This window comes from Curtobacterium sp. NPDC089185 (assembly GCF_040685235.1).
Lineage (GTDB): Bacteria > Actinomycetota > Actinomycetes > Actinomycetales > Microbacteriaceae > Curtobacterium > Curtobacterium citri.
In genome coordinates this window covers 137,802-163,958 of record NZ_JBFBHK010000002.1, presented here as the reverse complement: position 1 = coordinate 163,958, position 26,157 = coordinate 137,802, and the positions used below count along the sequence as shown (strand labels likewise).

At 71.1% G+C, this 26,157-nt stretch carries 24 protein-coding genes; 9 read left to right on the top strand and 15 right to left on the bottom strand.

Annotation, left to right across the window (positions count from 1 at the left end):
- Positions 1–18: 18 nt before the first annotated feature.
- The 3 genes from AB0N84_RS02700 (at position 19) to AB0N84_RS02690 (ending at position 2,183) form a co-directional block, all read left to right on the top strand.
- Positions 19–864, top strand: coding sequence for an oxygenase MpaB family protein (locus tag AB0N84_RS02700; RefSeq protein ID WP_363543584.1), 846 nt, complete (start codon positions 19–21; stop codon positions 862–864).
- Between the two features lie 33 nt (positions 865–897).
- Positions 898–1,533 (top strand): pyridoxal 5'-phosphate synthase, encoded by a 636-nt coding sequence (locus AB0N84_RS02695; RefSeq protein WP_289457944.1) that lies wholly within the window; start codon positions 898–900, stop codon positions 1,531–1,533.
- A gap of 233 nt (positions 1,534–1,766) precedes the next feature.
- Complete coding sequence (locus AB0N84_RS02690; protein WP_363543581.1) at positions 1,767–2,183, top strand: GNAT family N-acetyltransferase; 417 nt, start codon at positions 1,767–1,769, stop codon at positions 2,181–2,183.
- Here the strand turns inward: AB0N84_RS02690 and AB0N84_RS02685 are convergent.
- On the bottom strand, positions 2,180–4,648 hold the full coding sequence (locus tag AB0N84_RS02685; protein WP_363543579.1) for a UvrD-helicase domain-containing protein: 2,469 nt from the start codon (positions 4,646–4,648) through the stop codon (positions 2,180–2,182). The genes AB0N84_RS02690 and AB0N84_RS02685 overlap by 4 nt on opposite strands.
- A gap of 111 nt (positions 4,649–4,759) precedes the next feature.
- On the opposite strand from AB0N84_RS02685, the gene AB0N84_RS02680 reads away from it, so the two are divergent.
- A complete protein-coding gene (locus AB0N84_RS02680; protein ID WP_363543577.1) occupies positions 4,760–5,281 on the top strand; it encodes a hypothetical protein in 522 nt (173 codons plus the stop codon).
- Here the strand turns inward: AB0N84_RS02680 and AB0N84_RS02675 are convergent.
- Entirely contained in the window at positions 5,255–6,268 is a 1,014-nt protein-coding gene (locus AB0N84_RS02675; RefSeq protein WP_363543575.1) for a glycerophosphodiester phosphodiesterase family protein, read from the bottom strand. The two genes, AB0N84_RS02680 and AB0N84_RS02675, sit on opposite strands and share 27 nt — an antisense overlap.
- A 113-nt stretch (positions 6,269–6,381) precedes the next feature.
- On the opposite strand from AB0N84_RS02675, the gene AB0N84_RS02670 reads away from it, so the two are divergent.
- Positions 6,382–7,434 (top strand): DUF817 domain-containing protein, encoded by a 1,053-nt coding sequence (locus AB0N84_RS02670; RefSeq protein ID WP_363543573.1) that lies wholly within the window; start codon positions 6,382–6,384, stop codon positions 7,432–7,434.
- A 36-nt stretch (positions 7,435–7,470) separates the two neighbouring features.
- Positions 7,471–8,346, top strand: coding sequence for a Bax inhibitor-1/YccA family protein (locus AB0N84_RS02665; protein ID WP_182045415.1), 876 nt, complete (start codon positions 7,471–7,473; stop codon positions 8,344–8,346).
- A 410-nt stretch (positions 8,347–8,756) separates the two neighbouring features.
- Here the strand turns inward: AB0N84_RS02665 and guaA are convergent, their stop codons facing one another.
- Genes guaA through AB0N84_RS02640 form a run of 5 tightly spaced genes read right to left on the bottom strand, consistent with a single transcriptional unit; the run spans position 8,757 to position 13,606 of the window.
- Entirely contained in the window at positions 8,757–10,337 is a 1,581-nt protein-coding gene (gene guaA / locus AB0N84_RS02660) for a glutamine-hydrolyzing GMP synthase (RefSeq protein WP_182045414.1), read from the bottom strand.
- Positions 10,334–10,780 (bottom strand): DUF3817 domain-containing protein, encoded by a 447-nt coding sequence (locus AB0N84_RS02655; protein WP_069712890.1) that lies wholly within the window; start codon positions 10,778–10,780, stop codon positions 10,334–10,336. Before AB0N84_RS02655 ends, guaA begins: the two co-directional genes overlap by 4 nt.
- A gap of 10 nt (positions 10,781–10,790) precedes the next feature.
- Positions 10,791–11,570, bottom strand: a complete 780-nt coding sequence (locus tag AB0N84_RS02650) for an SURF1 family cytochrome oxidase biogenesis protein (protein ID WP_363543570.1) — start codon at positions 11,568–11,570, stop codon at positions 10,791–10,793.
- Positions 11,571–11,575: 5 nt separating this feature from the next.
- Positions 11,576–13,072 carry a cation:proton antiporter gene (locus AB0N84_RS02645; RefSeq protein WP_363543568.1) on the bottom strand — a complete coding sequence of 499 codons (1,497 nt, stop codon included), beginning with the start codon at positions 13,070–13,072 and terminating at the stop codon, positions 11,576–11,578.
- A 3-nt stretch (positions 13,073–13,075) separates the two neighbouring features.
- A complete protein-coding gene (locus AB0N84_RS02640) occupies positions 13,076–13,606 on the bottom strand; it encodes a TrkA C-terminal domain-containing protein (protein WP_069712847.1) in 531 nt (176 codons plus the stop codon).
- A 74-nt stretch (positions 13,607–13,680) separates the two neighbouring features.
- On the opposite strand from AB0N84_RS02640, the gene AB0N84_RS02635 reads away from it, so the two are divergent.
- Entirely contained in the window at positions 13,681–14,196 is a 516-nt protein-coding gene (locus AB0N84_RS02635) for a hypothetical protein (RefSeq protein ID WP_363543566.1), read from the top strand.
- Positions 14,197–14,300: 104 nt separating this feature from the next.
- Here AB0N84_RS02635 and AB0N84_RS02630 read toward each other — a convergent pair whose 3' ends face one another.
- From AB0N84_RS02630 to AB0N84_RS02600, 7 genes are all read right to left on the bottom strand, one after another.
- On the bottom strand, positions 14,301–16,232 hold the full coding sequence (locus tag AB0N84_RS02630) for a glycerol-3-phosphate dehydrogenase/oxidase (RefSeq protein WP_363543564.1): 1,932 nt from the start codon (positions 16,230–16,232) through the stop codon (positions 14,301–14,303).
- Positions 16,233–16,324: 92 nt separating this feature from the next.
- The gene (locus tag AB0N84_RS02625) at positions 16,325–17,446 is read right to left on the bottom strand and encodes a GuaB3 family IMP dehydrogenase-related protein (RefSeq protein ID WP_363543562.1); all 1,122 of its coding nucleotides are present in this window, start codon (positions 17,444–17,446) and stop codon (positions 16,325–16,327) included.
- 60 nt (positions 17,447–17,506) lie between these two features.
- Entirely contained in the window at positions 17,507–17,692 is a 186-nt protein-coding gene (locus AB0N84_RS02620; protein ID WP_182045409.1) for a hypothetical protein, read from the bottom strand.
- Positions 17,693–17,965: 273 nt separating this feature from the next.
- Positions 17,966–18,811: an ABC transporter ATP-binding protein gene (locus AB0N84_RS02615; protein WP_363543560.1), complete on the bottom strand. Its 846-nt coding sequence runs from the start codon at positions 18,809–18,811 to the stop codon at positions 17,966–17,968.
- Positions 18,808–19,695, bottom strand: coding sequence for an ABC transporter ATP-binding protein (locus tag AB0N84_RS02610; RefSeq protein WP_182045407.1), 888 nt, complete (start codon positions 19,693–19,695; stop codon positions 18,808–18,810). Before AB0N84_RS02610 ends, AB0N84_RS02615 begins: the two co-directional genes overlap by 4 nt.
- Entirely contained in the window at positions 19,688–20,674 is a 987-nt protein-coding gene (locus tag AB0N84_RS02605; RefSeq protein ID WP_069712841.1) for a branched-chain amino acid ABC transporter permease, read from the bottom strand. Before AB0N84_RS02605 ends, AB0N84_RS02610 begins: the two co-directional genes overlap by 8 nt.
- A gap of 12 nt (positions 20,675–20,686) precedes the next feature.
- The gene (locus tag AB0N84_RS02600) at positions 20,687–22,129 is read right to left on the bottom strand and encodes a branched-chain amino acid ABC transporter permease (RefSeq protein ID WP_223246603.1); all 1,443 of its coding nucleotides are present in this window, start codon (positions 22,127–22,129) and stop codon (positions 20,687–20,689) included.
- Between the two features lie 308 nt (positions 22,130–22,437).
- Here AB0N84_RS02600 and guaB point away from each other — a divergent pair, with 308 nt between their 5' ends.
- Complete coding sequence (gene guaB / locus AB0N84_RS02595; RefSeq protein WP_069712839.1) at positions 22,438–23,940, top strand: IMP dehydrogenase; 1,503 nt, start codon at positions 22,438–22,440, stop codon at positions 23,938–23,940.
- A 190-nt stretch (positions 23,941–24,130) separates the two neighbouring features.
- A complete protein-coding gene (locus tag AB0N84_RS02590; RefSeq protein WP_363543556.1) occupies positions 24,131–25,012 on the top strand; it encodes a hypothetical protein in 882 nt (293 codons plus the stop codon).
- A gap of 157 nt (positions 25,013–25,169) precedes the next feature.
- Here the strand turns inward: AB0N84_RS02590 and AB0N84_RS02585 are convergent, their stop codons facing one another.
- Entirely contained in the window at positions 25,170–25,988 is an 819-nt protein-coding gene (locus tag AB0N84_RS02585) for an SDR family oxidoreductase (protein ID WP_069712837.1), read from the bottom strand.
- Positions 25,989–26,157 lie beyond the last annotated feature (169 nt).

Genomic DNA, 26,157 nt, shown 5'->3' with positions numbered 1-26,157 from the left:
ACGGCCGGTCGGGCATCCGTGGCGGGCCGGACCCGTGCCTCCCGGCCGTCCCGTGGTGACCGTGCCCTGTTCCGTGGTGACCGCGCCCCGTCCCGTGGCGACCGCGCCCTGCGCCGCTGGCTGGCGGACAGCACGCCCGTCGCGGCGGGCGGCCGCGCCATCCTGCTGCAGATCGCCGACCCGGTGGTCGGGGCGGGCGTCCGGCGGCACTCCGACTTCGCGCGCCGACCGCAGCAGCGGCTGGCCCACACCCTGATGTTCGTCTACGCCGTGGTCATCGGGACGGAGCGCGACACCGCCGTCGCCGCCGCGTTCGTGGACCGGGCGCACCGGACGGTCGCCGGGGCCGACGAGGTCGACCGCCAGCGCTGGGTCGCCGCGACGCTCTTCGACTCCGCGCGGGACGCGCACGCGCTCTTCGGCGACCCCCTGTCGGCCGACGACGCCGAGCGGGTGCTCGCGGCCTACGCCCCGATCGCGACGGCGCTGCGCGTACCCCCAGACGGCTGGTTCGCCTCGGTCGCGGCCTTCGACGCGTACTGGGAGCGCACGCTGCCGACCCTGCGCGTGACCGACGACGCCCGCGGGATCGTCCGCGACCTGCTGCACCCGCGGTTCGCGCCGCTGTGGGTGCGTGCGGCGATGCCGCTCGTCCGGGTCGTCACGGTCGGCATGCTGCCGGAGGCCCTGCGTCGGCAGTACGGGTTCCCGTGGGGCCCGCGCGAGCGACGGCGCTTCCGGCGGGTGGTCCGGCTCGTCCGCGGGCTGCGGGCGCTCGTGCCGGGGTGGGTGCTCCGCCTGCCCGGGCCGCTGCTCCTGCGGGCGATGCACCGGACCGCCGCGCGGTACGCGCACCGAACCTGAGCGACGACGCGGACGGGGCGGTTGGGTGGGACCATGTCCAGTTCGCTCTCCGGTGACGACTCCCTGCACCTGCCCGAGTTCGACGCGCCTCCCGCGTCGCCGTTCGACGTCGCGCACGCGTGGCTCGACGGTGCCGCCGACCGTGACGTGTCCGAGCCCATGTCGATGACGCTGGCGACCGCCGGCTCGGACGGCCGGGTCAGCGCCCGGACCGTCGACGTCAAGCGGCTCGACGACCGCGGCCTCGTGTTCGGCACCTCGACGCTCAGCCCGAAGGGGCGCCAGCTCGCCGACAACCCGCACGCGGCGCTCCAGGTCTACTGGCGCGAGAGCATGCAGCAGCTCCGGTTCGAGGGCCGGGCGGTGCAGCTGTCCGACGAGGAGTCCGACGCGCTGTTCGCCGACCGTTCGCCGAAGTCGCGCGCCGCGACCGCGATCGCCGACCAGTCGGACGTGCTCGAACCCCGGACGCTGCAGGACCTGATCGACGACGCGAACGTGCTGCTGTCCGACACGGACGACGACGTGCCGCGACCCGAGGGCTGGGTGGCGTGGCGGCTCGAGCCGGACGTGGTGGAGTTCTGGCAGGGCAGCCGCGACCGGATGCACCGGCGGTTGCAGTACGTCCGCGCGGGCGACGGGTGGGACGTGGCGCGGTTGCAGCCGTAGGTGCTGGCGCTCGGCAGGGTCGCGTGCGCAGCGCTCCCGCACAACGGGAAGCACGTCGAACCAGGGGTTCTCGTGGCGCGACGCGCTCGGAGTTGTGCGAGGCGCCGTCGAACCAGCCGCGGACCGACGTCCGCGGTAGCGTCGACGGATGGGGACCCCGCACGCGCTCACCGTCCGGACCGCCGACGTGCAGGACGCCGACGCGATCGCCGCGGTGCACGTGCAGGCCTGGCGTGAGGCGTACGCGCACCTGCTGCCGGCCGAGTTCCTCGCGGCGCTCGACGTCGGGGGCCCGAGCGGCACGCTGGCGCGGCATCATCGCCGAGCCCGCCGTCGACGTCCTCGTCGCCGTCGTCGAGGGCAGCGTCGTCGGCTGGGCCAGCGCGGGACCAGGACGCAGTGGTCGCGGTGACACCCCGCGTGACCGCGAGCTCGAGGGCATCTACGTCCTTGCCGCACAGCACGGCACCGGCGCTGGGCAGCGTCTGCTCGACGCCGCCGTCGGGTCGGCACCCGCGTACCTGTGGGTCGCCGAGGGCAATCCACGAGCCGAGGCCTTCTACCGCCGGAACGGATTCCGGCGGGACGGCGCCGTGCAGCACGAGCAGATCGGGCCGACCGGCCTCGACGCGGTGCGGATGGTGCGCTAGAGCTTCTCGATCGGGGCGATCTTGATGAGGAGCTTCTTGCGACCCGCGGCGTCGAACGCGATCTCGGCGATGCGCTTCGCGCCCTGACCGGTCACCGCGGACACGGTGCCCTCGCCGAAGTCGACGTGCTTGATCCGATCGCCGGCGACGAGTTCCATGTCGCCGTTGTCGCGGACCTGCCCGGACACCCGGTTCGCCCACTCGGTCTTCGGGCGGGTCTTCGCCGCAGCGGCCGCACGGTCGTACGACCCGCCGCCGAAGCCGCCACCGCCGCGGTACCCGCCACCACCGCCGGAGCCCGCACCGCCGAAGCCGCCAGGGCCCCCGCCGCGACGGGCGTTCAGCGCGCGGGGCTCGGTGCCGCCGCGGCTGTTCGCCATGCCCGGCGACTGCTTCCAGTCGATGAGGCCCTCGGGGATCTCCTGCAGGAAGCGGGAGGGCATCGCGACGTTGACGTCGCCGAACTGCGCGCGGGTCATCGCCAGCGACAGGAAGAGCGACTTCTTCGCACGGGTGATGCCGACGTAGAACAACCGGCGTTCCTCCGCGGGGCCCCCGGGCTCGTTCGCCGACATCCGGTGCGGGAGCAGGTCCTCCTCGACACCGGTGAGGAAGACCGCGTCGTACTCCAGGCCCTTCGCCGTGTGCAGGGTCATGAGCGAGACCGTTCCGGACGAGTCGTCGAGCTCGTCGGCCGCTGCGACCAGGGACACCTCGGTCAGGAAGTCGGACAGCGTGCCCTCGGGGTTGTTCTTCTGGAACTCGCGCGTCACCGCGACGAGCTCGTCGATGTTGTCCGCGCGTGCGGCGTCCTGCGCGTCCGGCGACTTCCGCAGGTTCTCGAGCAGGCCGGAGCCGTCGAGCAGCTGCGTGAGGGTGTCGACGACCGGCTGCGTCGGGGCCTTCTCGGAGACCGAGTCGAGCAACTCGGCGAACGCCGTGATCGCGTTCCGCACCTTCGGGCCGAAGCCGAGCTCGTCGGCGTGCCGCAGGGCGTCGCGCACCGAGGTCTCGTGCTCGTCGGCGTAGCGCTGCAGTGCCGTCTCGGTGACGGCACCGATGCCGCGCTTCGGCACGTTGAGGATGCGGCGGAGCGACAGCGGGTCCGCCGGGTTGGCGACGGTGATCAGGTACGCCATGGCGTCCTTGATCTCGGCGCGCTCGTAGAACTTCGTGCCGCCGAGCACCCGGTACGGGATGGCCGAGCGGATGAAGATCTCCTCGAGCGCACGCGTCTGCGAGTTGGTCCGGTAGAACACGGCGACGTCGCGGTAGGACGTGCCCTCCTCGTGCAGCCGCTGGATCTCGTCCGCCACGAACTGGGCCTCGTCGTGGCCGGTGTACCCGGTGAAGCCGACGATCTTGTCGCCGGCGCCGACGTCGGTGAACAGGTTCTTCGCCTGACGGTCGAAGTTGTTCGCGATGACGGCGTTCGCGGCGTCGAGGATGGTCTGCGTCGACCGGTAGTTCTGCTCGAGCAGGATCACCTTCGAGTTCGGGAAGTCCCGCTCGAACTCGACGATGTTGCGGATGTCGGCACCGCGGAAGGCGTAGATCGACTGGTCCGAGTCACCGACGACGGTGAGCGACGCCGGGGCGATGGACCCGTCGGCCTCGCGCATCCGCTCGACGTGCTGGCCGGCGTCCTCGAGCTTGTCGACCTGCTCGACGGGCACCGGACGGGTGAGCTCCCGGATCAGGGCGTACTGGGCGTGGTTGGTGTCCTGGTACTCGTCGACCAGCACGAACCGGAAGCGGCGCTGGTAGAGCGCGGCGATCTCGGGGAAGGCGCGGAACAGGAAGACCGTCTGCCCGATCAGGTCGTCGAAGTCGAACGCGTTCGCGCGACGCAGCTCGTTCGTGTACCGCCGGAACACCTCGGTGAACATGACCTCCTGCGGGTCGTTCACGTTGATGTTCCGGGCGTAGGTGTCGATGTCCTGCAGCTCGTTCTTGAGCTTCGAGATCTTCGACGCCGCGGCACCCACGGTCAGCCCGAGCGAGTCCGCCTCGAGCTCCTTGATGATCCGCTTGAGCAGCGCCCGCGAGTCCGCCGAGTCGTAGATCGTGAACGACTGCGGGAAGCCGAAGCGCTCGGCCTCGCGCCGGAGGATCCGGACACACGCCGAGTGGAACGTCGAGATCCACATGCCCTCGGCGGCCTGGCCGACCAGGGCCTGCACGCGCTCGCGCATCTCGGCGGCGGCCTTGTTCGTGAAGGTGATCGCCAGGATCTGCGACGGCCAGGCCTCACGGTTGGCGAGCAGCAGGGCGATGCGTCGGGTGAGGACGCTCGTCTTGCCGGAACCCGCACCGGCCACGATGAGCAGCGACTCGCCGCGGTACTCGACGGCCTCCTTCTGCTGGGGGTTGAGACCCGCGGTGAAGGGGTCGTCGTACCCGCCGGCGCGGTTGCCCGCGCCCGGCTCGGGGGACTGGTCGAAGGGGTCGAGCACGATCGTCATGACCGGGTCAGTCTAGGCGCGGCCCCCGACAGCTGCCGAGGTCGTGGGTCCGGGGACACAGCGCCGGGCGCGAGGGCAGGGGCCTGGCACCCACCCGTGCAGGCTGTCGGCATGAGGACGTGGACCGCAGGCGATGCCGTCGAGCTCGTCGAGCGGAGCTGGCGCTGGATGTCGTTCGTCACGACGCCCGTGACCATCACGGTCGGGGCCGGCTGGTCCTTCCTCGCCGACGGGGGCATCGGGGCACCCGACGGCCCGCCCGCGCTCGCCCTCACGATCCTCCTCCTCGCCGTCGTCGCCGGGCTCGTGACCATCGGCGGCGCGATCGTGGCGCTCCCGTGCACGTACGCACTCGGGTGGGCGCTGACTCGTTTCGCAGCTCGCCTCGGCGTGCACGTCGTCGCGCACGCCCTGCTCGCCGGCGCCCTGGCGGCGCTCTGCGTCTGGCTGCTCGAGACGTACTGGTCCCACGCCTGGGCACCCCTCCCGGGCCTCCGCCTGCTCATCGCGCTCTCGGCGGCCGCTGCTGCCGCGATCGCCACGTGGCGGACCGCGGCGGTGCCGCGACGGCGACCCCGCCGCGTGCCGACGTGCGGAGCTGACGGATCAGCCGGTCGCACCCTCGACGAGTGACCGCGCCCGCACCGCCAGGTCCGGGTGGTCCGCGAACACCCCGTCGACGCCGGTGCGCACCACCGACGTGAACCACCGCTCCCAGTCGCCGTGCGCCGCGACGTCGCCCCCGCGCCGCAGCGGAGCCGGCAGGAACCGGTTCTCCGGCCGCAGCGTCCAGGTGTAGACGGCGAGCCCGACCGCGTGCGCCCGGTCGACGACCACGCTCCGCACCGGCCGCGCATCGTCGACGGAGACGGTGTCCGCCCCCGCCATCAGGGTCCGCAGGTCGACGCTGATGCCGTGGAACTCCCCGGCGAACGCGGCGAGCGCCTCGTCGGTCCGTTCCGAGGCCCACGACGGAGCCGCCGACCCGTGGGCGGCGACCTCGTCCGCGGCGCTGCCACGGGCCTCCTGGAGGTACACGAGCCGACCACCCGTGCCGCGCGAGCCGAGCCGCCGGAGCACGGTCTTCTCGAACGACTCGACGGTCAGGCGCTCGTCACCGCGCCAGCCGGCGTCCCCGAGCGCGTCGTCGAGCAGCTGCGCCATCGGGAACCCGGCCCGGTCGAAGAAGGTGGCGTGCTTGACCTCGGCCACCAGCCCGACCGCGCGCGGGGCGGCGTCGAGGATCCCGAGGAGGTCCTCGAGGCGCAGCACCGTCCCCTCACCGTCGTGGGCCGCGGAGGCGGGTCGCAGCTCGGGCAGGCGCTCCCGGACCCGGAGCGTCCGGACCTCGTCCCACGTCATGTCCTCGGTGAACCACCCGGTGACGCTCTGCCCGTCGACGGTCTTCGTCGTCCGCAGGTGCGCGAACTCCGGACGCTCTGCGACGTCGGTCGTCCCGGACACCTCGTTCTCGTGCCGGAGGACCAGGACGCCGTCCTTCGTGGGCACCAGGTCGGGTTCGATCGCGTCGGCACCGAGCTCCACGGCCAGTTCGTAGGCGCCCCGGGAGTGCTCGGGCCGGTGTCCGGAGGCGCCCCGGTGGGCGATCACGCGCGTCATGGGCCGACCGTAGCCGCTCGCTCCTGCCGCCCGGTGACCCGCAGGTGTACCTGTGGACACATCCGCTCAGCCGGACGGCGCCGTTCCCAGCGGGGACACGGATCGTCGGCGGCGTGACCGTCCGACACCTCTCCACCGCCGTCGAGGCCCGCATCGACCGCACCGCACGCCGGCTGCTCGACGCCGGGCACCAGCCGCACCGCCCCGTCCGGCTCGCCGTCACCGAGTTCCTGGTGTTCGGGGCCAAGCAGGCCTGGGCGTGCGCGTTCGGGGCGCTGCTGCTCGCCACGATGGCCGTCGTGCACCTCACCTGGCCGGCCGGGGCGCCGGTCGCCCGCAACGACGTGCTCACGCTGGCCGCGGTCGCACTGCAGGTCGGCATGCTCGTGTTCGGCCTCGAGACCGTCCGGGAGCTCCGCGTCGTCCTCGTCTTCCACGTGGTCGGCACCGTCATGGAGGTCTTCAAGACCCACGTCGGCTCGTGGGAGTACGGCACCGGCGGGTGGCTGGTCGTGGCGGGCGTCCCGCTCTTCTCCGGCTTCATGTACGGCGCGGTCGGCTCGTACATGGTGCGGGTCGTGCGGCTGTTCGACCTGCGGTTCGACCGGTACCCGCGACAGTGGCTGCTCGTGGTGGTCGCGGTGGGCATCTACGCGAACTTCTTCGGTCACCACTTCGTGTGGGACCTCCGCTGGCCGCTGCTCGCGCTCGTCGTGGCGCTGTTCGCCCGGACGACGATGCACGTGCGCGTCCACCGTGCGACGCTGCGGATGCCGGTCCTGCTGGCGATGTCGCTGGTCGCACTGTTCATCTGGCTCGCGGAGGACGTCGCCACCTGGGCGGGTGCGTGGTCCTACCCTGCGCAGGCCGCGGGGTGGCAGCCGGTCGCACCGACGAAGATCGTCGCCTGGCTGCTCCTCATGGTGATCTCGGTCGCCCTGGTCTCGTGGCTGTACCCGCAGGTGCGCTGCGGTCCCGACGGACCCCGAGCCGGCCTGGAGGCACGGCCCGACCCCGCCGCCTCGGCTGCGGCAGACGGTCGGCTGGTTCCCCACCGGCTCGGGGCGCGCACGCAGACCACGCCCGTAGGCTCCGCGGGTCGGGACCGTCAGGACCCGCTTCCGCTCGCCGCGAATCCTCAGCCTTCCGCGGTGCAGCGCCCCTAGGCTGAGAGGACTCGAATCTCCAAGGAAGAGGACACCATGGCCTTCAAGCCCGGTTTCGACCAGTCCCCCGCCTTCAACGACCAGGGCCGTGGCGCCTGGGGCGCCGGCGCTGGTCAGCAGCAGGCGGGCTGGGGACGCACCCCACAGCAGGGGCAGTACCCGCAGCAGGGCGGCATGACGCCCGAGCAGCTGCAGTACATGTACGACCGCCCGACGGCGAACCCGGTCGACACCGACCGGATGTCGTACGAGGACACCATCGTCAAGACGCTCCTGGCGTTCGGCGTGCTCCTCGTCGGCGCCGTCGCCGGCTGGAACCTGCCGCCCATCGTCTGGATCGTCGGCGCGATCGTCGGCTTCGTGCTGGCGCTCGTCAACACGTTCAAGAAGAAGCCGTCGCCGGGCCTGGTCCTGGCGTACGCGTTCTTCGAGGGCCTGTTCGTCGGTGGCATCTCGGCAGCGTTCAACGCGCAGTCGGACGGCATCGTCGCGCAGGCGGTCTTCGGAACGCTCGGCGTCTTCGCCGTGACCCTGCTGCTGTTCTCGTCCGGCAAGGTCCGGGCCACGCCGAAGCTCACCCGCTTCTTCCTCATCGCGATGGTCGGGTACCTGGCGTTCTCGCTCGTCAACCTGGTCCTGATGCTCACGGGCGTGACCACCGGGGCGCAGGGGCTCCGCAGTGAGCCGAGCTTCCTGTTCGGCATCCCGTGGGGTGTCCTGATCGGCGTCTTCGTGGTCCTGATGGCGGCGTACTCGCTGATCCTCGACTTCGACCAGATCAAGACCGGTGTCCAGCGCGGCGCCCCGCGCATCTACGCGTGGACGGCGGCGTTCGGTCTCATCGTCACCCTGGTGTGGCTCTACATCGAGATCCTGCGCATCCTCGCCCTGCTCGCGAGCAACCGCGACTGACCCGCACCCGCTCGTCCGAAGGGCCCCGGCACACGCCGGGGCCCTTCGTCGTTCCCGGGAGACTGCCGCCCCGCTCCCCGTCGCCGAGCGGGCCCGATCCGTCACCCTCGGCGCCGCCGAGCGACGGACTCCGCCCGCTCGGCGGCGACCGCGCGGCGTGTCCTGCCCGCTCGCTGCCGTGCGCACCGCTCGGCGTCCGGCACGTCCTGCCCGCTCACCGGCACGCCCGGGACCGCTCCCCCGGGTTCCAGGACTCGCCGCGCAGGCGTCGTAGCGGTTCCAGGAGTGGGCGGGCGGAGCGCCGAGATGCCGCAGTTGTGGAACCTCGAGCGAGGGGTTCCGGAGCGCCCCCGCACGCACGAGGGCCCGGCACGCCGTGCGTACCGGGCCCTCGGGGCGTCAGGGAGTGATCACTCCCACTCGATCGTCCCCGGCGGCTTGCTCGTGACGTCGAGCACGACGCGGTTCACGTCGGGGACCTCGTTCGTGATGCGGTTCGAGATCTTCGCCAGGGTGTCGTACGGCAGGCGCGTCCAGTCGGCGGTCATGGCGTCCTCCGACGAGACCGGACGGAGCACGATCGGGTGCCCGTACGTGCGGCCGTCGCCCTGGACGCCCACGGAGCGGACGTCGGCGAGCAGGACGACCGGGCACTGCCAGATCTCCTCGTCGAGGCCGGCCGCGGTGAGTTCCTCGCGCGCGATCTTGTCGGCCGCGCGGAGCAGCTCGAGACGGTCCTTGGTGACCTCGCCGACGATGCGGATGCCGAGCCCCGGTCCGGGGAACGGCTGGCGGCCGACGATGACCTCGGGCAGCCCGAGCTCGCGACCGACCGCACGGACCTCGTCCTTGAACAGGGTGCGCAGCGGCTCGACCAGCTCGAAGGTCATGTCCTCGGGCAGGCCGCCGACGTTGTGGTGCGACTTGATGTTCGCAGTGCCCGAACCACCGCCGGACTCGACGACGTCGGGGTAGAGCGTGCCCTGCACGAGGAACTTGACCTCGCCGGCGTCGTCGTCACCGCGTGCCTCGAGCACCAGGGCCTCGGCCGCCGCCTCGAACGTGCGGATGAACTCGCGCCCGATGATCTTGCGCTTCTGCTCGGGGTCACTCACGCCGGCCAGGGCGTCGAGGAACTGCTGCTCCGCGTCGACCGTGACCAAGCGGACACCGGTGGAGGCGACGTAGTCCTCCTCGACCTGCTTGCGCTCGTCGGCGCGGAGGAGCCCGTGGTCGACGAACACGCAGGTGAGCTGGTCACCGACGGCCTTGTGCACGATCGCCGCGGCCACGGCGGAGTCGACGCCGCCGGAGAGTCCGGCGATGACGCGTGCCGAACCGACCTGCGCGCGGATCCGTTCGACCTGCTCCTCGATGACGTTCGCGGAGTTCCAGTCGCCGGGGAGCCCGGCGGCGCGGTGCAGGAAGTTCTCGAGCACGGCCTGGCCGTACGCGGAGTGCTTGACCTCCGGGTGCCACTGCACGCCGTAGAGCTTGCGCTCGTCCGAGGCGAAGGCGGCGACGGGGGTCGAGGCGCTCGACGCGAGGACGTCGAAGCCCTCCGGCGCCTTGGCCACCGAGTCGCCGTGCGACATCCAGGTGACCTGGGAGGCCGGCTGGTCGCCGAGCAGCACGCTGTCGGTGCCCGAGACGGTCACGTCGGTCGCGCCGTACTCGCGCTGACCGGTGTGCGCGACCTCGCCACCGAGCGACTTCGCCATCGCCTGGAAGCCGTAGCAGATGCCGAGCACGGGGACGCCGAGGTCGAGGATCTCGCCGTCGAGCGACGGGGCGCCGTCCTCGTAGACCGACGAGGGACCACCGGACAGCACGATGGCCGCCGGGTCCTTCTCGCGGATCTCCTCCGCCGTGATCGAGTGCGGGACGATCTCGCTGTAGACGTTCGCCTCACGCACACGACGTGCGATCAGCTGCGCGTACTGGGCGCCGAAGTCGACGACGAGGACGGGTCGCTGTTCGGTCTCGCTCACCGAGCGGCCTCCTTCTCACGCTGCTGCGCAGCGGTCAGCTCGTGGTAGGTGTCCATGGCCCGCTTCTGCATGCGGTGCTCGACCACGAAGGACATGAACGGGATGATGCCGCCGAGGGCGATGAGCAGGAAGCGGGTCGGCCTCCAGCGCATGATGCTCCACAGGCGGAAGTCGGTGAAGAGGTAGAGCACGTAGAGCCACCCGTGGGCGATGAGGATCGCGATCGACAGGTTGAACGTGCCGGGGGCCTCGCCCGCCGTGCCGTTGGGCACGAAGAACGGTCCGTTGCCGAGCTGCATCTCGAGCTGCAGCGGCGTGTACTTGATGATGACCTCGATGACGAGGGCGAGCAGCAGCACACCGGTGATGTACGCCGAGACCCGGTACCACTTGACGGCTCCCGGGATCTTGGGGATGTCACGGGTGCGGACGGTCAAGGCCATGCGGTCCATCCTACCGTCGGTCGACCAGGGCCCCGTCGACGCTGAGTGCGGCCTCACGACGCTCTTCTTCCTCGCGCTCGAAGGCGTCCTTCACGAAGCGGTACCAGAGGAACACGGCGAAGCCGGCGAAGACGACCCACTCGATCGCGTAGAAGAGGTTGAGCCAGTCGAACTGGATCTCGCGCGTCGGGGCACGGTCGGCGATGGTGCCGAGGTCGGCCGCCTGCGCCGTGGTGCCGTCGGCGACGACGTACCCGATGTACATCCGGTCGTCGAATGCCTTCCAGGTGTTCACGAAGCGCGCGGGCGCGACCGCCGAGAACTCGCCCTTCGTGTAGGCGTCCTGGTCGGGTGACTCCGCCGGGTAGTACCGTCCCTCGACCGTCACCTCGTCGCCGTCGGCCAGGCGGTCGCCGCCCGCGACGGCCGCGTCACGTCGATCGGACCAGCCGATCACGACGGGCAGGCTCGCGCCGCTCTGCGCGTCGACCAGGTGACCGATGGTCTGGTAGGTCCCGCCACCGGAGCGACCGGTCAGGATCGTGGTGTCCCCCGCGACGAAGGTCCCGGTGACGGTGACCTTCTGGCCCGCGATGGTCTCGGGTGCGCCCGCCCCGGGCTGCGTCACGGCGTCGAGGTCGCGGCGCGTCTCGGTCGTCTCCGGCAGCGGCTTGCCGTTCGCGATGCTCCGCTCGAGCTGCCACTTGCCGAGCCCCGCGAACACCCCCGCGAGCACGAGCGCCAGCAGGAGCAGCGCGATCCACCTCGGTCGTCGGGCTACGGCCCACATCTGTATCAGTACTCCGGATCGCGCTGGCGGGCCGGGCGCTTCGGACGCTCGGCGGGGATCTCGACCGGCGACGTCACGGGTTCGCCCGTCGTCGGCCCCGGTGACCCATTGTCGCGCTCTTCCCTGCCCGCTGCCTCCACGAGGGCGAACTCCTCCGCGAACTGCCGGTCACGCTCGGCCTTGCGCGCAGCAGCGGCGGCGTCCTGGTCGGCGACGCCGGCCACGGCGGCGGTCTCGATCGCCTCGTCGAGCGCCGGCCCGGCGGGGACGGCACCGGGCCGGCTCGCGCCACCACGGCCGAGCCGTGCGCGCAGGCGCGTGCGCAGCCGCGCCACGCGTGCCGGACGCACCACGAGGCGGCCGATCCGGTCCGAGTTCACGGCGAGCAGCGGACCGAGCACGGCCATCACGAGGACGTAGAGGCCCGCGAAGGCGGTGATCCGCGCCTCCAGGCCGGCGGCAGCCGACAGCGTCGCGAGGATGAGCGCGAACTCGCCGCGGTTCACCAGGATCACCGCGGTGTTGATGCCCTGCTGGACGTCGAAGCCGTTCATTCGTGCGACGAGCTGCCCGGCGACCGCGTTGAGCACGACGGTCATGCCGATCGCGCCGAGGACGGGCCAGAGCACCTCGCCGAACGTCGACAGGTCGAGCCCGAGGCCGAAGTTCACGAAGAAGAAGGCCGCGAACACGTCGCGCATCGGCAGGGCGAGCTGCTCGATGCGGTCCCGGTAGCGGGTCGCGCCGCAGAGCAGGCCGATCACGAACGCACCGATGGCGTCCGTGACCCCGAGCAGGTCGCCGATGCCGCCGAACATGACCGCGAGGCCGAAGAACAGCACCGTGAAGAGCTCGTCGTCGCGGGTCGCGAAGATCTTCGACACCCACTTGCCGGCGAACCGGGCGAGCGTGAACATCACGATGAGGAAGCCGAACGCCAGCCCGAGCTTGCCGACGACCGCCCAGAGGTTCGTGTCACCGGAGAGCACCACGGACACGATCGCCAGGTAGACGGCGATGAACACGTCCTCGATGACGGTGACCCCGAGGATCATCGGCGTCTCGTCGTTCGCGAGCCGTCGCAGCTCGATGAGGAGCTTCGTCACGATCGCGCTCGACGACGTCGCGGTCATGCCCGCGATGATCAGGGCCTCGCGCGTGCCCCAGCCGAGCGAGAACCCGAAGGCGAAGCCGACGCCCATGTTGATCGCGACGTACGTGCCACCGGAGACCAGGAGCTTGCCGGCGTTGCCGTAGAACTCCTCCTGGTCGAACTCCAACCCCAGGTTGAAGAGCAGGAGGATGAGTCCGAACGTCGCGATGAGCTCGATCGTGTGGGACTCGACGTTGAGGCCGATCCAGGGGGTGTGCGGGCTCGCGATGAGCCCGACCACCATGTAGATCGGGATGGCGGGCAGACCGATGGTCTTGCCCAGGCGTCCGAGGACGTAGGCGATGATGAACAGGCCGCCGATGGTCAGCAGCTCACCACCCAGGTGCACCGGCTAGCTCCCGGGCGGCGCCTCGGCGGCCGCGGCCGCCAGCTGTCCGCTGCGGTAGAAGGAGAACGCCTTGGCGACCTTCTCGGGCGAACCGGCGACGACGATGGTGTCACCGGGGAACACGACGAAGTCCGGCGAGGGGGCGGGGTTGGCGCTGTCGCCGCGCACGACGGCGACGACGGTCAGACCGATGAAGCCCGAGTGGTGCAGGTCACCGAGGGGCTTGCCCGCGATGGCGTCCTCGTAGTCGACGCTGAACCAGTCGATCGACAGGCCGGGGATCTCGTCGAGCTTGTCGAGGCCCTCGGTGATCCGGGTGCCGCCGAGCAGTTCGGCGAGGGTGTGCGCCTCGTCCTCGCTCAGGCGCAGCGAGACCTTCTCGGACTTGTCCGCGCCGTCGGAGACGTCGGCGAACGAGATGAGGTCGGAGTGCCCCGACCGGTGCGTGATGACACCGCACTTGCCACCGTCGTCGGTGTAGAAGCTGTGCAGCACGCCGACTCCGGGGAGTTTGACGCGATGGACGTCGACCATGATGGCTCCCTTGGTGAGTACCCCGATGATAACCACGGGGTGGTCCGGCGCATTCCGCGCGCTACGGTCGTCCCATGGGGAACACTCGGGGGTCCGTCCGCATCGTCGTCGCCGTCGTCGGGGTGGTGGTCGTCGCGGCGTACGCGGCGCTGCTGGCCGTGAACGCGCTCGTGCTCGATCCGCTCGCGGCGGTACCCGGGCGGTCGCTGGCGCAGATCTACGCCCGGGTCGACGTCAGCAACGACGTGACGCAGGACGTCGTCGGGGTGATCGTGGTGGCGGGCATCGGGATCGGGTTGGCCGTGACCGCGGCGGCCGTCGGGCTCGCATCGCGGTTGCCGGCGACGGTCATCGCGGTGCTCCACCTCGGCGTCCTCGCCGCCGGAGGGCTCGCGACGTTCCAGTCGGGCTTCTTCCTCGGCATGGACGTGGCCGACTCGTGGCCGACCGACGGCGCCGCCCACACGATCTGGGCCGGCGTGCTGTACCTGACCAGCCTCGCCGCGCTCGTCGCGATCCCGGGTGTGCTGTTCGCGACGATGATCCGGACCCGCAACACGCAACGTCGGCAGCAGCTCGCCGCGGGGTAGCGCTGCGAGGAACCGCCGAGGTCGCGCCCCGCGAACGGAGCGGGACCGAGTGACGGACGGGAGGCGCGTGGCGGGGTCGCCACGCGCCTCCCGTCCGTCCGTCCCTACTTCGGTTCGCTCGTCTTCTCGCCGACGACCTGCTCGTCGGACGCCTTCGCGCCCTCCGCGCCGCTGGAGCGGCCGCCGCCGACCACGACGTCGTCCTCGTCGAAGCCGAACGCGATGTCCGGCGCCTCCAGCCGCACCCGGTCGGCGGACTGGTCGTCGGGCTGCAGCTGCGACTCGCGCTCCGCGGCGACGCGCTTCAGGTAGTTCGCGACCTCGTTCTCGGTGGTCTCCTGGTCCCAGCCGAGCACACCGGCCATGAGCTTCGCCGCGACCGGGGCTGCCTCCTCACCGCGGTCCCACGCCTCGATCGAGATGCGGGTGCGGCGGGCGAGGACGTCCTCCAGGTGCAGGGCACCCTCGTGCGAGGCCGCGTACACGACCTCGGCGCCGATGTAGTCGTCCGCCTGGGGCAGCGGCTCGGCGAGCGACGGGTCGTCCTTGACGAGCTGCAGGACCTCGGTCGCGAGCGTGCCGTACCGGTTCAGCAGGTGCTCGATCCGGACCTTGTGCACGCCGAACGTCCGCGCGGTGCGGCTGCGGCGGTTCCACGCGGCCGGGTACCCCTCGGCGCCGAGCAGCGGGATGTCCTCGGTCGTCGACCCGGGGATCTTGCCGTCCATCGCGGCCACCGCCTCGTCGATGGCGTCCTTGCCCATCACGCGGTAGGTCGTCCACTTGCCGCCGGCGACGACCACCAGGCCGGGCACGGTGTGCGCGACGACGTGCTCGCGGCTCAGCTGCGAGGTCTGGTCGGACTCCCCGGCGAGGAGCGGTCGGAGGCCCGCGTAGACGCCCTCGACGTCCTCCCGGGTCAGCGGGACCGCGAGGACCTTGTTGACGTGCTCGAGGATGTAGTCGATGTCCGCCGCGGTCGCCGCCGGGTGCGCCTTGTCGAGGTTCCAGTCGGTGTCCGTCGTGCCGACCAGCCAGTGGCGGCCCCACGGGATCACGAAGAGCACGCTCTTCTCGGTGCGGAGGATCATGCCCGTGTTCGACTGGAAGCGGTCGCGCGGGATGACGAGGTGCACGCCCTTCGACGCCCGCACCTTGAACTGACCGCGGGTGCCGACCATCGCCTGGGTGTCGTCCGTCCAGACGCCGGTCGCGTTGACGACCTGCTTCGCCCGGATGTCGAACTTCTCGCCGGTCTGGATGTCGTGCGCGTGCGCGCCGACGACCCGCTCCCCGACCTTGATGAAGCCCTCGATGCGGACCCGGCTCGCGGCGAGCGCACCGTACGACGCCGCGGTCCGGACGAGCGACGCGACGTAGCGGGCGTCGTCGACCTGGGCGTCGTAGTAGGTCATGCCACCGACGAAGGCGTCCTTCTTCAGACCCGGCATGTTCCGGAGGACCTGCTTGCGGCTGAGGTGCCGGTGGTGCGGGACGCCGGGCGGACGGCCGCCGGACCAGCTGAACACGTCGTACATCGCCATGCCGATGCCGATGTAGAAGCGCTCCCACACGCGGTGGTTGAGCGGGTAGAGGAAGCGCACGGGCTTCACGAGGTGGGGGGCGATCCGCTGCAGGAGCAGACCGCGTTCGATCAGGGCCTCGCGGACGAGGGCGAAGTTGAGCTGCTCGAGGTAGCGGATGCCGCCGTGCACGAGCTTCGACGAACGGCTCGACGTGCCCGAGCCCCAGTCGCGGGCCTCGACGATGCCGACGCTCAGGCCGCGGGTGACCGCGTCGAGCGCACTGCCGCCGCCGACGATCCCGCCGCCGACCACCAGGACGTCGAGCTCGCGGGTCTTCAGCGCCTCGATCGTCGCGGCGCGCTCGTCCGGGCCGAGCTTGGCGGACGGGTCGAAGCCGACCCCGCTGCCCTGGGCCGCGTGGTCCTCCTGCGGGTCCTGGACGGTGCTCGCGGCACCCGCGGTCGTCGCGTCCGTACTGGTCTGCGTGCTGCTGCTGGCTGGCTTGGCCATCGTCGCCTCCGTGCGGGTTGCGCGCACGGAGCCGGCCTCCGCGCACGGTCGGCACCGAAGGCGTCACCCGCGCGGGAGCACGGGTGCCACCGTCACTGCTGGTGGTACGGCGCCACGACCACTTCTACTCGCTGGAACTCCTTGACGTCGGAGTATCCGGTGGTGGCCATCGAGCGACGCAGGGCACCGACGATGTTCGCCCGGCCGTCCCAGGTCGGGGTCGGGCCGTTCAGCACGTTCTCGAGCGGGGCGATCGTGCCCACCTCGACCCGGCGGCCGCGGGGCAGCTCCGGGTGGTGCGCCTCGGCACCCCAGTGGAAGCCACCGCCGGGCGCCTCGGTGGCGCGGGCCAGGGCGGTGCCGAGCATGACGGCGTCCGCGCCCATCGCGATCGCCTTGACGACGTCGCCGGCGGTGTCGAGGCCGCCGTCCGCGATGACGTGCACGTACCGGCCGCCGGACTCGTCCATGTAGTCGCGGCGGGCGCCGGCGATGTCCGCCACCGCGGTCGCCATCGGCGCGTGGATGCCGAGGGCGGCACGGGTCGTGGACGCCGCACCACCGCCGAAGCCGACGAGCACGCCGGCGGCACCGGTGCGCATGAGGTGCAGGGCCGCGGTGTAGGTCGAGGCACCACCGACGATCACGGGGACGTCGAGCTCGTAGATGAACTTCTTGAGGTTGAGGGGCTCGGTCTCCTGCGACACGTGCTCCGCCGACACCGTGGTGCCGCGGATGACGAACAGGTCGACACCGGCGTCGACGACGGTCTGCGAGAACTCCTGCGTGCGCTGGGGGCTGAGCGACCCGGCGACAGGGACCCCGGCGACGCGGATCTCGGCCAGGCGCGCGGTGATCAGCTCCGCCTTGACCGGCTCGGCGTAGATCTCCTGCATGCGCTTCGTGACGTTGCCGTCGGTCAGCGTCCTGATCTCGTCGTAGAAGGGCGTCGGGTCCTCGTACCGGGTCCACAGCCCCTCGAGGTCGAGCACGCCGAGGATGCCGAGCCGGCCCATCTGGATGACCGTGGCGGGCGAGGAAACCGAGTCCATCGGTGCCGCGAGGATCGGGGCCTCGAACGTGAAGGCGTCGATCGACCACTGGACGCTGACGTCCTGCGGGTCGCGGGTGCGCCGCGAGGGGACCACCGCGATGTCGTCGAACGCGTACGCCCGACGTCCGCGCTTGCCTGCACCGATCTCGACTTCAGTCACCGGGCAAGCCTAGCGGGCGGCCCCCAGGAGTGGGACGGGTGGACGGTGCAGCAGCGCCGGTCACCGAGGGGGTCGGACGCGCCGCTTCCGGATCGCCCGCAGGACCAGGCCGAGCAGGAGCGCGAGCACGACGAGCGCGGCGAGCAGGGCGGCCGCGACCTTCACCAGGAGTGCGGCGCCGACGAAGAGCACGGCGAAGACGACCCAGACGAGGGCGTCGAGCACGAGGGGGCCGGGGGTGCGCACGGCGTCACGCTAGCCGACGGGCGGAGGCGGGCCGTGCCTCCAGGCCGGGGCGCGCGCAGGTGGCGGCAGTGGGACGCCGGCGTCGACGCGAGACGCACCGGACGGCGCGAGACGCACCCAGATCCGGCGACGTCTCGGCCCGATCGAGGCGTCTCGCGGACACTCCGGCGTCGCCGTCACGTGAGGACGGAGCCGCGCGGCGCATCAGCAGCCAGCGCGGCTCCGTCGGGTGCGGGTACCACCCCCACAGCAGTACCCGCGGGCCGACCCCGCTCAGCGAGCGGAGTCGACGTCCTTGGCGAGCGTCCCCAGGTAGAGCTCGATGACCTTGGGGTCGTCGGCGAGCTCACGCCCGGTGCCCGAGTACGCGTTCCTCCCCTGGTCGAGCACGTACCCACGATCGCAGATCTGCAGACAGCGTCGCGCGTTCTGCTCGACCATGATGATCGACACCCCGGCCTTGTTGATCCGACGCGTCCGGATGAAGGTCTCGTCCTGCCGCACCGGCGACAGCCCCGCGGAGGGTTCGTCGAGCAGCAGCACCTTCGGGTCCATCATGAGCGCGCGCGCCATCGCGACCGACTGCCGCTCACCACCGGACAGGGAGCCCGCCCGCTGGGTGCGCCGCTGCCCGAGCACCGGGAACAGGTCGTAGATGACCTCGAGCCGCTCGGCGAACTTCTTCGGGCGGAGGTACAGGCCCATCTGCAGGTTCTCCTCGATCGAGAGCGAGGGGAACACGTTGTTCGTCTGCGGCACGAAGCCGACACCGGCCTGCACGAGCTTGTTCGCCTTGAGGTTGGTGATGTCCTCGCCCTGCAGGCTCACGGAGCCCTCGCGGATGGAGACCAGGCCGAACAGGGCCTTGAGCAGCGTCGACTTGCCGGCGCCGTTCGGGCCGATGATGCCGATGAGCTCGCCCGGGTAGCAGTCGAGGTCGCAGCCGTTCAGGATGTTGACGCCGGGCAGGTAGCCGGCGACGAGGTTCTTCGCGGTGAGGACGGGTTCGACGGTTGCGGTGGCGGTGGCGGTCGCGCCCGTCGCGCCCGTCGCGTCCGTCGCGTCCGTCGTCGGACGGGAGGCGCGGCTCGCGTCCGCTGCGTTCGTTGCGTCGGTCATCGGGTCGCCTCCTGCTCGTCTTCTTCCTTGACCTCTTCGGCCAGCTCCTCGTAGGTCTCCTCGTTGAGGAGCGAGTCGTCGCCCAGGTCGGTGTCGTGGTGCGCGCCGAGGTACGCGTCGATGACGGCACGGTCGTCCATCACCGTGTCGGCCGGCCCCTCGGCGACGACCTTGCCCTCGGCCATCACGACGACCCAGTCCGAGATGTGCCGGACCATGTGCATGTCGTGCTCGACGAACAGCACGGTCATGCCGTCGTCGCGCAGGGACTGGATGTGCCCGAGGAGCGACTGGGTCAGCGCGGGGTTCACGCCCGCCATCGGCTCGTCGAGCATGATCATCGTCGGGTCGGACATGAGCGCCCGCGCCATCTCGAGGAGCTTCCGCTGGCCGCCCGAGAGCGATCCGGCGTAGTCGTCCTGCTTCTCGAGGAGCTTGAAGCGGGCGAGCAGGTCCTCGGCCTTCGCGGTGATCTCCCGCTCGCGCTTCCGCCACAGTCCGGGGACCAGGCCGACGAAGAAGTTCTCCCCCGGCTGGTCGCGGGCGCCGAGCAGCATGTTCTGCATCACCGTCAGGCGGCTCAGCGCCTTCGTGAGCTGGAACGTGCGGACCATGCCCTTGTTCGCGATGTGGGTCGCGCTCGTCTTCTGGAGCGTGTCGCCGTTGAAGCGGGTCGTCGCGCCGGGGCTCGGCTTGTCGAAGCCGGTCAGCAGGTTGAAGAACGTCGTCTTGCCGGCGCCGTTCGGACCGATGAGGGCGGTGATGGTGCCGCGCTGCACCTCGAGGTGGTCGACGTCGACGGCGGTCATGCCGCCGAAGTGCCGGGTGACGCCGTCGACCGTGAGGATCGGGTCGGACTTCGTGTGGGTGTACGTCTCAGACACTGAACGACAGCTCCTTCTTGTTGCCCAGGAGTCCCTGTGGCCGGAACACGATGAGGAGCATGAGCGCGATGCCGACGAGCACGTAGGAGAACTGCTCCGCCTGCTGCGCGTTCATGATCGAGTCGGGGATGAAGTCCCCGGCCAGGGTGCGGACGAAGAGCCGCACGACGAAGAACAGGATCGCCCCGAGCACCGGACCGAAGACGGTCGCGGCACCACCGAGGATGAGTGCCGTCCAGATGAAGAAGGTCATCGAGCGGCCCATGGCATCCGGTTGCACGGAGCTCGGCAGGACGTAGATGACCCCGGCGAGCGCACCGAGCGCACCACCGAACACGAGCGCCTGCATCTTGTACGAGTAGACGTTCTTGCCGAGGGACCGCACGGCGTCCTCGTCCTCGCGGATGGCCTTCACGACACGACCCCACGGGCTGCGCATGAGCAGGAAGAGCACGAGGGTGAAGAGCGCGACGAGGCCCCAGGCGGCGATGCGGATCCACCAACCGTTGACGCCGTTGTTCGAGTAGGTGAACCACAGGATGCTCGTGGTGCCGTCCGGCAGCGGGCTGAGGGCGTTGAACGGGTCGCGGTAGGCCGAACCAGCGATGCCGTTCGAACCGCCGGTGGTGTCCGTCAAGAGGCTGGAGCGACCGACCATGCGGATGATCTCGGCGCCGGAGATCGTCACGATCGCCAGGTAGTCGCCGCGCAGCCGCAGGGTCGGGATGCCGAGGATGACCGCGAAGACGATCGCCACCGCCAGCGCGACGAGCACCGCCATGACGAAGGGCAGGCCGTTCGTGATCGAGATCGCGAAGCCGTAGGCGCCGAGCAGCAGGAACGCCGCCTGGCCCATGTTGATCAGGCCGGTGAGGCCGAAGTGCACGTTGAGGCCGATGGCGGCCAGGGCGAACGCCGCCGTGGTGGGGGCGAGGGCCTCCTGCGTCAGTGACGACAGCAGGCTGAGGATGTAGTCCATGTCGGTGCTCCCTTAGCCGATGCGCTCGGCGCGACCGAAGATGCCCTGCGGCCGGAACAGCAGGATGAGGATGAGGATCACGAGGGCCGTGGCGTACTTGAAGTCACCCGGCAGCACGAGGTTCGTGAGCTCGACGACGATGCCGATGATCATCGAACCGACGAGGGCGCCGTAGGCCGTGCCGAGACCGCCGAGGGTGACGGACGCGAACATGAGCAGCAGCAGCTGGAGGCCGGTCTGCCAGTTCACGCCGTTGAGGACCAGGCCGAGCATCACGCCCGAGAGCCCCGCGAGGCCGGCCGCGAGCGTCCACACGAACCGGATGACCCGGTCGACGTCGATGCCGGACGCCGCGGCGAGCGCCGGGTTGTCCGAGACGGCGCGGGTGGCCCGGCCGAAGCGGGTCTTCGCGAGGAAGAGCCCGGTGCCGACGAGCACGACGAGCGCGATCGCCATGGCGACGTAGGACTGCACGGTCAGCGTCAGCCCCGCGAAGGTCACCGTCTCCGGGTTGCCCTGCTGGATGCGGACGGTCGAGGCGCCGAAGAAGTACTGGAACGCGTACTGCGCGGCGATCGAGAGCCCGATCGTCACGATCATGAGCTGCGTCAGGCTGATCCGCCGACGCCGCAGCGGTCGCCAGATCGCGGCGTCCTGCAGGTACCCGGTGGCCGCGCAGAGCAGCGTGACCACGATCCCGGTCACCCAGATGTTCCACCCGAGCTGGTTCGCGAACACGTAGGCGAGGAGACCGCCGAGCGTGACCTGCTCGCCGTGCGAGAAGCTCGACAGGCCGGTCGTGCCGTAGATGAGCGACAGGCCGACCGAGGCCAGGGCGATGAGGAGCCCGAGTCGGATGCCCGACGCGAGCTGCTGCCAGGCGCGGGCGGCGCTGACGCTGCTCGTGTCCGCGGTGGTGGTCGCGCCCTGCTGGTCGGAGAGCTGGAAGATCTGCCCGACGTTGGCGTTGAGCGTCGCGTTCACCTTGCGCTCGGCATCGGCTGCGTTCGTCAGGTACTGCCCCCGCGGCAGCGACGACTGGTCGACGCTGACCGTGTACTGCCCGGCGGTCGTGACCGAGACGGACCAGCGGCCGGAGTCGTCGGTGGTCGCGGTCTGGGCGAAGCCGCCCGCACCCGCCACGTCGACGTCGATGCCGGCGGCCGGCTTCCGGTCGGAGTCGAGGATGGTGCCCCGGATGCAGCCGTTCGTCGGACTGACCGTGCAGGGCCCGGTCGCGGCCCCGCTGCCCGCGGGGCTGCTGCTCGCGGGGGTGCTGCTGGCGGACGGGGCGCTCGTCGCCGCCTCGGCCGAGGGCGACACTGCCCAGTCGACCGCGAAGGTTGCGAGGAAGGCGAGGAAGAGTACTGCGGCGAGGACCAGGCGGTTGCGACCTGGTGCCCCACGGCGGAGTCGGCGCATGAGCGCTGACCCCGGCGGAGTGATGGAACCCACGGATGAGCCTCTCGTTCGGATAGTCGAGGACCCTAGGGATTTTTTGTGTCCCCCGTGTTTCCAGCACGTCTCCTGCACAAATCGTGCTGCTTTCGTGACCGACCCCGCGCAGATCCGCACGAAACCGCCCGTCCAGCCGGTACACGGACTCTCAGGGACCGGATCTCGCCCCGACCGCGGCTCCGCGTGCCGCGACGGCTCGGGGGACAGCGGAATGGCCGGCGGGTCGCGCGCGTTACCATGGCCCATCGGGAACCCGACGTTGCGCCCCGGTGCCGACCACTTCACCTCGCCCACGAAGGGGACCCATGGACCAGCCGGATCCGTTCGGATTCATCGGACTCACCTACGACGACGTCATGCTCCTGCCGGGGCACACCGACGTCATCCCGAGCGAGGCGTCCACGACGTCCCGGCTCACCAAGCGCATCGACGTGCACGTCCCGCTGCTCTCCGCGGCGATGGACACCGTCACCGAGGCCCGGATGGCGATCGCCATGGCGCGCCAGGGCGGCATCGGCATCCTGCACCGCAACATGTCCATCGAGGACCAGGCCGCCTACGTCGACAAGGTCAAGCGCTCCGAGTCCGGCATGATCACGAACCCGGTCACGACCACCCCCGACGCCACCGTCGCCGACGTCGACGCCGTGTGCGGTCAGTTCCGCGTCTCCGGCCTGCCGGTCGTCGAGTCGGACGGCACGCTCGTCGGCATCATCACGAACCGGGACATGCGCTTCGTCGCCCCGTTCGAGATGGCGACCACGCTCGTCCGCGACGTCATGACCAAGGCGCCGCTCATCACCGCGGCCGAGGGCATCGACCCCGAGGAAGCGGTCGCGATCTTCGCGCAGCACAAGATCGAGAAGCTGCCGCTCGTCGACGCCGACGGCAAGCTCCGCGGGCTCATCACCGTGAAGGACTTCGACAAGAGCGAGAAGTACCCGGACGCCACGAAGGACGACGAGGGCCGGCTGCGCGTCGGCGCCGCGATCGGGTTCTTCGGCGACGCCTGGCAGCGTGCCGAGGCCCTGCGTGACGCGGGCGTCGACGTGCTCGTCGTCGACACCGCCAACGGCGAGAGCGAGGGCGTGCTCGACATGGTCCGTCGCCTGAAGGCCGACCCGTCGTTCGCCGGCATCGACGTCATCGGCGGCAACGTCGCGACCCGTCAGGGCGCCCAGGCGCTCATCGACGCGGGCGTCGACGCGGTCAAGGTCGGCGTCGGCCCGGGCTCCATCTGCACCACCCGCGTCGTCGCCGGCGTCGGCGTGCCGCAGGTCACCGCCGTGTACGAGGCGTCGCTCGCCGCGCGCGAGGCCGGCGTGCCGGTCATCGCCGACGGCGGCTTGCAGTACTCCGGCGACATCGCCAAGGCCCTGGTCGCGGGTGCGGACACCGTCATGCTCGGGTCGCTCCTCGCGGGCACCGACGAGTCCCCGGGCGAGCTCGTGTTCGTCGGCGGCAAGCAGTACAAGGCCTACCGCGGGATGGGCTCCCTCGGCGCCCTGCAGACCCGCGGCGAGAAGACCTCGTACTCGAAGGACCGCTACTTCCAGGCCGACGTCCCCTCGGACGAGAAGCTCATCCCCGAGGGCATCGAGGGGCAGGTGCCCTACCGCGGCTCGGTGGCGAACGCCGTCTACCAGCTCGTCGGCGGGCTGCGGCAGTCGATGTTCTACGTCGGCGGCCGGACCGTCCCGGAGCTCAAGGCCCGCGGCAAGTTCGTCCGCATCACCGCGGCCGGACTGAAGGAGTCGCACCCGCACGACATCAAGATGGTCGTCGAGGCCCCGAACTACCGAGGCTGACCCGCTCGCTGAGACGCCCCCGACGCGTCGAGACGCCACCGAATCCGGCACCGTCTCGACGCGGCGGGGGCGTCTGGCGTTCACAGGTGCGTCTCGCGGCGTCCTGCACACGAAGCGCTGGCCGGGAGGCACTCCACAGCTGCGAACATCGGCCTCCGTCCGGCGCAGCGGTGTCGCCAAGCTGCTCACCATGACCTCCTCGCTCCCGCCGGTGATCGCTCGGCGGCCCGCCGACCTCGATGATCCGGTCCGTCTCTTCCCCGGGAGCGCCGTCGAGCGCAGCGAGTGGGTCGCCCTCGACGCGCCCGACCGACGTCGCCTGGTCGTGCGGGCGCGCGCCACCGCGCTCCGGCGCCCGGCCGTCGTCTCGCACCGGTCCGCCGGCGCCCTCTGGGGCCTCCCCGAACTCGGGACCTGGGACTGGCGGTTGCACGTCGTCGACCCCGGACTCACGAAGACCCACGTCGGTCGCGGAGTCGTGCGGCACGCCGGGATGCTCGCGACGACGGACGTGGCGGACACGGGCGGGATCGCGGCGACGTCCCTCCTGCGGACGGTCGCCGACATCGTCCACGGGGTGTCCCTGACCCACGCTGTCCTCGTGCTCGACCACGTGCTCCGCCGGGGCGAGGTCGGAGCCGACGAACTCGAGCGCGCGTTCACTGTCCGTGCCGGCAGCCGGGGGTCCCGCGTCGCCAGGACGGCACTCGACCTCGCCGATGCGGCGTCCGAATCCGCAGGCGAATCGATCAGCCGCGTGACGATGCGCGACCTCGGCGTCGCCGCCCCGGTGCTGCAACACGGGTTCGTCACCGATGCGGGCCGCTTCCGCGTCGACTTCTGGTGGCCCGGTGCCGGGGTGGTCGGCGAGTTCGACGGTCGAGTGAAGTACGACGATCCCGGAGCCCTCTGGGCGGAGAAGCGCCGCGAGGACGCGATCCGACGCCTCCCGCAGGTCGTCGGCTTCGCCCGGTGGGGGATGCGGGAGGCCGTCTCACCGCGGCTCCTCGCACCGGTCCTGCTCGCGGCCGGGCTGCCGCTCGGGCGCGGCTGGGCCGAACGCGTCCGTTGAGCACGTGCACGCGCGGTCCGTGTACCGAGACGCCGGCGTCACCGCCGGACGCCGCCCGAGAGGCGAGACGCCGCCGGAACCGACGGCGTCTCGCCGAACAGACGGCGTCTCGCTGAACGGACGGCGTCCCGGCCGCCCTCCCGCCCGCCGCCGGCCCCTACGCGCTCCGCCAGTCGTCGCTCGTGATGTGGCTGCCGCCGTGCGGGCCCATCTGCAGCATGCCACCGTCGACCGGCAGGGACACCCCGGTGATGTACGACGACGCCGGCGAGGCCAGGAACGCCACCGCGGCCGCGATCTCCCACGCGTTGCCCGGACGACCGAGCGGCACCCCCGGGCGGTCGATGGTGTGCGGGTCCTCGTCCTCGGCACCGGTCATCCGGGTCGCGATCTCCCCCGGTGCGACCGCGTTGGCGGTGATCCCGTGCTGCGCGAGCTCGATCGCGATCGTCTTGAGCAGCCCGCCCAGCCCGTGCTTCGCGGCGTCGTACGCGCTCGACCCGTACCGCGGCTGGTGCTCGTGCACGCTCGTGATGCCGATGATCCGCCCGCCGGTGCCCTGGTCGACCATGCGTCGTGCAGCCGCCTGGATCGTGACGAACGCGCCGTCGAGGTCCGTCGCGACCGTGTGCCGCCACTGCTCGAGGGTGATGTCGAGGAAGGGGGCGTTGTCGCCGGTCCCGGCGTCCGCCACGATGACGTCGACGCCGCCGAGCTGCGCCGCGAGGTCGTCGATGACCGCACCGGCCCGGTCCAGCTGGGTCACGTCGATCTGCGCGACGAACGCCCTTCGTCCGGCCTGCCGGATCTCCGCGGCGGTCTCCTCGGCGCGCTCGGGTTCGGACAGGTAGGTGATGCCGACGTCCATGCCGGCGGCGGCGAGGGCCACGGCGGTGGCCTTGCCGATGCCGGACTCGGCGCCGGTGACGATGGCTCGGGTCGGACGGAACGTGGTCTCGGAAGCTGCGTCGCTCATGCCCGGGACCGTACGCGCGGCCGGCGGGGTGCCCGCACGGGTCCGTCGGACGTCGGATCCGGCGCCGTCCAGGGAGCGCTCCAGACCTCGGAGACCGTCCGGACGGACTCCTCATCAGGCCTTCCCGTGCGCCTGCTCAGTTTCGTCACGGGTGTGTAACGAAACGTCC

What these genes read in the sequence shown, in the direction of transcription:
- AB0N84_RS02655 (WP_069712890.1), bottom strand. Translation starts at nt 10,780, where the DNA reads ATGGCCTTGACCGTCCGCACCCGTGACATCCCCAAGATCCCGGGAGCC.
- AB0N84_RS02585 (WP_069712837.1), bottom strand. Translation starts at nt 25,988, where the DNA reads ATGAGCGACGCAGCTTCCGAGACCACGTTCCGTCCGACCCGAGCCATC.
- AB0N84_RS02605 (WP_069712841.1), bottom strand. Translation starts at nt 20,674, where the DNA reads ATGGACTACATCCTCAGCCTGCTGTCGTCACTGACGCAGGAGGCCCTC.
- AB0N84_RS02615 (WP_363543560.1), bottom strand. Translation starts at nt 18,811, where the DNA reads ATGACCGACGCAACGAACGCAGCGGACGCGAGCCGCGCCTCCCGTCCG.
- AB0N84_RS02680 (WP_363543577.1), top strand. Translation starts at nt 4,760, where the DNA reads ATGAGGACGTGGACCGCAGGCGATGCCGTCGAGCTCGTCGAGCGGAGC.
- guaB (WP_069712839.1), top strand. Translation starts at nt 22,438, where the DNA reads ATGGACCAGCCGGATCCGTTCGGATTCATCGGACTCACCTACGACGAC.
- AB0N84_RS02650 (WP_363543570.1), bottom strand. Translation starts at nt 11,570, where the DNA reads ATGTGGGCCGTAGCCCGACGACCGAGGTGGATCGCGCTGCTCCTGCTG.
- AB0N84_RS02675 (WP_363543575.1), bottom strand. Translation starts at nt 6,268, where the DNA reads ATGACGCGCGTGATCGCCCACCGGGGCGCCTCCGGACACCGGCCCGAG.
- AB0N84_RS02640 (WP_069712847.1), bottom strand. Translation starts at nt 13,606, where the DNA reads ATGGTCGACGTCCATCGCGTCAAACTCCCCGGAGTCGGCGTGCTGCAC.
- AB0N84_RS02695 (WP_289457944.1), top strand. Translation starts at nt 898, where the DNA reads ATGTCCAGTTCGCTCTCCGGTGACGACTCCCTGCACCTGCCCGAGTTC.
- AB0N84_RS02630 (WP_363543564.1), bottom strand. Translation starts at nt 16,232, where the DNA reads ATGGCCAAGCCAGCCAGCAGCAGCACGCAGACCAGTACGGACGCGACG.
- AB0N84_RS02590 (WP_363543556.1), top strand. Translation starts at nt 24,131, where the DNA reads ATGACCTCCTCGCTCCCGCCGGTGATCGCTCGGCGGCCCGCCGACCTC.
- AB0N84_RS02635 (WP_363543566.1), top strand. Translation starts at nt 13,681, where the DNA reads ATGGGGAACACTCGGGGGTCCGTCCGCATCGTCGTCGCCGTCGTCGGG.
- AB0N84_RS02665 (WP_182045415.1), top strand. Translation starts at nt 7,471, where the DNA reads ATGGCCTTCAAGCCCGGTTTCGACCAGTCCCCCGCCTTCAACGACCAG.
- AB0N84_RS02685 (WP_363543579.1), bottom strand. Translation starts at nt 4,648, where the DNA reads ATGACGATCGTGCTCGACCCCTTCGACCAGTCCCCCGAGCCGGGCGCG.